A 4,873-nucleotide genomic window follows, 5' to 3' on the forward strand; every position below is an offset into this window, starting at 1 on the left:
TTAATTTTCATGGTAGTTTAAGTTATCATTATTTCACAAACTCAGATGATTATTGTTTTTGTTTTAATATTTCTTCCTCAATTTCTTTCATAATGTCATATGCTCCTTCCGACTTGTTCGAACATATAACAGTTTTAATTAAGGTCTCAGGATAAAAAGCAGAATGGAAACTAACTCCAGGGTCATACCCCATTATGTGATATTTCAAAATCTCATTATCATTTTTCTCAATCCATACTCCATAACCATAAAAGCTATTTTTATCATTAGTTTTAATATATGGAGTAAGTAACTTGCGAGTGTATTCTTCACTTAATAATTGATTATTTATAAGTGCATCCCATAAATTTGCCATCTCATTCACGGTAACGAACGCCCCACCATCTGAACCACCTTTTACGGGCAATGAGTAAATGTTCGTCTTCCAAGTACCATTAGGGAAGTCAATATAACCAAGTGCCGTTCTTTGGGGTAGAGAATCAAATTCAAAATAACCCGAGTCAGCCATACCAGCTTTTTTAAAAATATTTTCCTCAATGTAATCAGCGAATTTAAACTGACTTGCTTGCTCTATAATTAGACCAAGTAAAATGTATCCCGCATTATTATAATGAAATCTTTCGCCTACTTTTAATTTCATTGGTTGATTCTGAAATAATGGTAAGAAATCTTCCAAAGTTCTTATGAGATACATCGGGTTCTTAACCCACAACTCTTCAAAGTCATCCATAACTTCCTCATCAAAGTAATCAGGTATTCCAGCCGTATGTGTTAAAAGGTGATGAATGGTTATATCCTTATCAAAATTAGGAAAAGAAACATTAAGACAATCTTCTAACTTTGTTTCAAAAGAAAGTATTCCATCCTCCACAAGCTGGCAAATTGCTATCGATGTAAATAGTTTACAACCCGATGCTATTCCAAATCGTGTATCGAAGCTATTTTCAATTTGCTCAGAACGATTAGCGTAACCATAACTTTTCTCTGCCAAAATTTTATTGTCATTTTTGACAAGAACTGTTCCTGAAAAGTTATTTTTACCCATAACATCGGTAATGCGATTTATAATATTGGTTTCCATTGAATCCCTCCCATACTATTTCTTCTTTCACTAAATGCCCCGTTACTTGAATAAGAAAAAGGATCCCCGCAGCAATCCATTCTTGTACTCTTGCACCCGTTATCTTAATAAGGGATTATTCTTCCTCAAAATCCTCAGTTTCTTCTGCGGAGATTAACACGATAAAGTCTTTCAAATTAGGGGCATATTCTTCTATTTTTTGCATTTTCGTGATACCAAAGATAGATTTCATCCCTCATTATTCCGTTACTTATTTTTAGACATAATTTATCACCTGAACCATCATCCCCAATAGCAATTAGTTCATTAGGGAAACCTTCTTCTCTAACCTCAATGTTTTGTCTAACGACATCATCCCAGGTCTTTTTAGGATTTCTATTGTCTTTTATAGGATATAGTATCCATTCACCTATTTCTGCATTATTAACTAACTTAAAAAGTTCTTTGTACTGTTCGGGAAAAATCGCACCCAACTTTTCCTCTGCCAAGTTTATATCGAATTCATCAACACCTGGTTTCTTTGTTTGGATTAAGTCTCTTATATTCCCCATTAGAAAAAACTCCCTTACTATAAATAATCTAATTTGATTAATTCAATATCAAATTGAGCTTTTCCTTCTTCAACTATCCTGCCCGTTAATTTAAGTGAAAACTATCACAATCTTTACTCTATATTTCAACATAAATATCCATTCTTTATTGAATACATTCCTCAATCTGGACCTTAACATAAATCGAGTAGGAGGGGGTGACTAACCCCCGACCTCTCACACCACCGTACGTACCGTTCGGTATACGGCGGTTCAATTAAGTTTGACGTAGAAAATCATATCTTTGATATAGACTTTTGAGCCCTCGGTTACTCCAATAGGAGTTATCAAGGGTTTTGTGTAGAATCGGACTACTAGCTATTCTCCAGTATTTCTTTCTGGAGTTTCCCCATTCGTAAGCCTTGTTTGGTGCTACTCCCAATCCTTTGAGTTTTCTCACTCTAGTTTTCGGTGTTTTCCATTGTTTCCATTCAATCATACGAAGCCGTCTTCTTATCCACTCATCAAATTCTTTAAACTTACTTGGTGTATCCGCTAAGGCAAAATAACCACGCCATCCCGTAAGGTATTGATTTAGTTTCTTAATTCTTATTTCCATTGGGATGGGTTTTGAACGTGAAGTTAGTTCGCGTATCTTAGACTTTAGTCTTTTGATACTTTCCTTGGATATTCGAACCTTCGGTTTCTTGTTAAAAGTAAAACTAAAACCTAGAAACTTACGTTTCCACGGGCGGTCAACTGCAGATTTCTCTCTATTTACTTTAAGTTTCAATTTCACTTCTATAAAGTTTGTAATAGAGTTCATTACCCTTTCGCCAGCTTTCTTTGACTTCATGTAGATATTACAATCATCAGCGTAGCGGACGAACTTATGCCCCCTTCGTTCCAACTCTTTATCAAGTTTATCCAGCAGTATATTGGAAAGAAGAGGACTTAGTGGACCTCCTTGTGGCGTTCCTTCCTCAGAATCATAAGTTACACCATTAATCATGACACCCGCTTGTAAGTATTTCCTAATTAGTTTCAAGACCATACGGTCTTGGATTCTGTTAGCCAATATCCCCATCAGCTTATCATGATTCACTTTGTCAAAGAATTTCTCTAAGTCCATATCTATAACCCATCTGTAACCTTCACTTATATATTCTTTCGCTTTTCGAACTGCGTCATGTAGTTCATTATTACAGAAATGATGTCTCGTTAGTGCCATAAGAAAAGTTGCATTTTATTGCACGTTATTCAGGTACTCTAATACGACAAAAATCAAGTTTATATTTTCAAACTGACTTGTAATATTTTTTTAATTGTATATAATAACGCTATCTTAAAGCGTGAAGGGACTGAACTATGCACAGATATCAATATCTAAACCCCAAATGTTGAAACAAGAAATTTTAAAACAAAATGGAGGTAAAAATATTGATTACCGAATTACAAACTGAACGATTAGTATTGAAAAAAATGGAGGTATCAGACTCCTCTAGCTTATTTAAAATCTGGTCTGATTCTGAAGTTACAAGGTTTATGAATATCTATAGTTTGACTGATGAAAGTCAAGCAATAGAAATAATTGAAATGCTTGATGGCTTATATCAAGAAGACAAAGCTATTCGCTATTCGATTATTCAATCAGAGTCAAATCAAATTATCGGTTCTTGTGGCTACAATTCCTTAGACTTTGAGAATTTAAAAGCAGAAATCGGTTATGACCTTGGTAAAGAATACTGGGGTAACGGATTTGCTTCAGAAGCCATTCTCGCATTATTGGATTATGCGTTTAATACGCTTAATCTCAATAGGATTGAAGCAAAAGTCATGCCTGAAAATAGTAACTCAATAAGACTTTTGGAAAAGTTGCATTTTCAATTTGAAGGCACCTTAAGAAAGTCCGAGAAATCAAAAGACACGTTTATTGATTTAAATATGTATTCAAAATTAAAAACTGATTAACATAATTGTGAAAAGCCTATATTCATATAGAATATAGGCTTTTTCGGCATTCTATTAATTATTTTTCTATCTAAGATTATCTTTTCTTATTGAACTGCTTCGTTAGCTTAAGAAGAAAGCTGCCAAAATTGGCAGCTGGATCTTTAATTCTTGCCCACCGTTACTTTAAGTGAATTGCTTCACAATCTCACAAATTGGTCGCATAAAAAATGGCATTACCCCATTGTTGAAGTAATGCACCAGTAGTGAGCAAAAAAGAATTATTAATTTTTTTGAAATAGAGCAGTCAAAAAGTCAGGTACACCGAAAACAACATTTGGCTGTTCAATTACCTTCATTTTTCTTATTTCAATTTCCTTGAAATCCCTAAATATAAGCCTTAATTTTTCCTCTGTATATCCTAAACCACCTTTAAGGCTTCGCAATCTATAAACTTCCCAATCCGATATCTCTGCTCCACCTAACTCCCCACCTTCAACAAAACAAGTAATTGCAAAGAAACCATTTGGTTTTAATGCCTTTTTCACTAAATCTATGTAACTCATTCTTCGGTGTGGAGCAATATGGTGAAAACAACCTGAATCATAAACAATGTCATATGTACCTTCTTCAATGTCTAATTCAAATATATTTTCTTTTATAAAGTTTACACTTACATTCTTTTCAATTGCTCGTTCTTCTGCCCATTTAAGCGACTCTTGTGATAAATCTACAGCATCAATGTTACAACCTTTTTCAGCAAAATAGATTGCATTCCGACCAGGACCGCAGCCAAGTTCAAGGACTTTTCCTGGCCTAAATAGTTTATTTTCAAAGTAACCAACTAAATTTTCGTCAGGAGAATTAGTAAAAAAAGGTACGCCCTTTTCACGGTCAGAATAAAACTGATCCCAAAACTGAGTTGGCTCCCGCAATAAGGAATCTAACATTTCTAATAAATCTTCATAATCATGAATAGTTTCTTTCAAAAGTTACCCCTTCTTTACAATTAAATTTTTTATACAATCCTGCCCTTTAGCCAACTATGAATCAGAGCTCACCACAGAAAATGTAAGAAAAAAATAGTTCTTACAAGTAGTACGATAAGAAAATGGAGATTGACTAAGCTGTCCCAATTTTTAACTTTGCGCCCATTTAGTTGATTAGTGACTTTTCAAGAATTATTTTAATTTCTCCCTTTTCATCGGTATATGTACTAATAACATCGAACCCCTTTTTAATATTCAAAATCAACATATTCCTCCATTTATTCATTGTTTTTGTTTGAACAATTTTATATCCATTTTCTTTT

General features: G+C 33.9%; 3 protein-coding genes and 3 pseudogenes. 1 reads left to right on the top strand and 5 read right to left on the bottom strand.

The features are described 5' to 3' along the window. Nucleotides 1-49: 49 nt before the first annotated feature. The 3 genes and pseudogenes from V7150_RS23365 to V7150_RS23375 all read right to left on the bottom strand — a co-directional run. Nucleotides 50-1,081, bottom strand: coding sequence for a serine hydrolase domain-containing protein (locus V7150_RS23365; protein WP_335522988.1), 1,032 nt, complete (start codon nucleotides 1,079-1,081; stop codon nucleotides 50-52). 115 nt (nucleotides 1,082-1,196) lie between these two features. Next, a pseudogene (locus V7150_RS23370) lies at nucleotides 1,197-1,632 on the bottom strand (SMI1/KNR4 family protein). Between the two features lie 256 nt (nucleotides 1,633-1,888). Then, nucleotides 1,889-2,803: pseudogene (locus V7150_RS23375) on the bottom strand (reverse transcriptase domain-containing protein); the annotation flags it as partial. 248 nt (nucleotides 2,804-3,051) lie between these two features. On the opposite strand from V7150_RS23375, the gene V7150_RS23380 reads away from it, so the two are divergent. Further along, the gene (locus V7150_RS23380; protein WP_335522990.1) at nucleotides 3,052-3,582 is read left to right on the top strand and encodes a GNAT family N-acetyltransferase; all 531 of its coding nucleotides are present in this window, start codon (nucleotides 3,052-3,054) and stop codon (nucleotides 3,580-3,582) included. A 263-nt stretch (nucleotides 3,583-3,845) separates the two neighbouring features. Here the strand turns inward: V7150_RS23380 and V7150_RS23385 are convergent, their stop codons facing one another. Both V7150_RS23385 and V7150_RS23390 read right to left on the bottom strand, forming a co-directional pair. After that, nucleotides 3,846-4,550 carry a class I SAM-dependent methyltransferase gene (locus V7150_RS23385; protein WP_335522993.1) on the bottom strand — a complete coding sequence of 235 codons (705 nt, stop codon included), beginning with the start codon at nucleotides 4,548-4,550 and terminating at the stop codon, nucleotides 3,846-3,848. 166 nt (nucleotides 4,551-4,716) lie between these two features. Further along, nucleotides 4,717-4,873: pseudogene (locus V7150_RS23390) on the bottom strand (GNAT family N-acetyltransferase); the annotation flags it as partial.

Origin of the sequence: Neobacillus drentensis (genome assembly GCF_036965245.1) — a bacterium.
In the GTDB taxonomy this organism is placed as follows: Bacteria; Bacillota; Bacilli; order Bacillales; family Cytobacillaceae; genus Neobacillus; species Neobacillus drentensis_G.

Coding starts and splice junctions, on each gene's coding strand:
- V7150_RS23365 (WP_335522988.1), bottom strand. CDS start 1,081: ATGGAAACCAATATTATAAATCGCATTACCGATGTTATGGGTAAAAAT.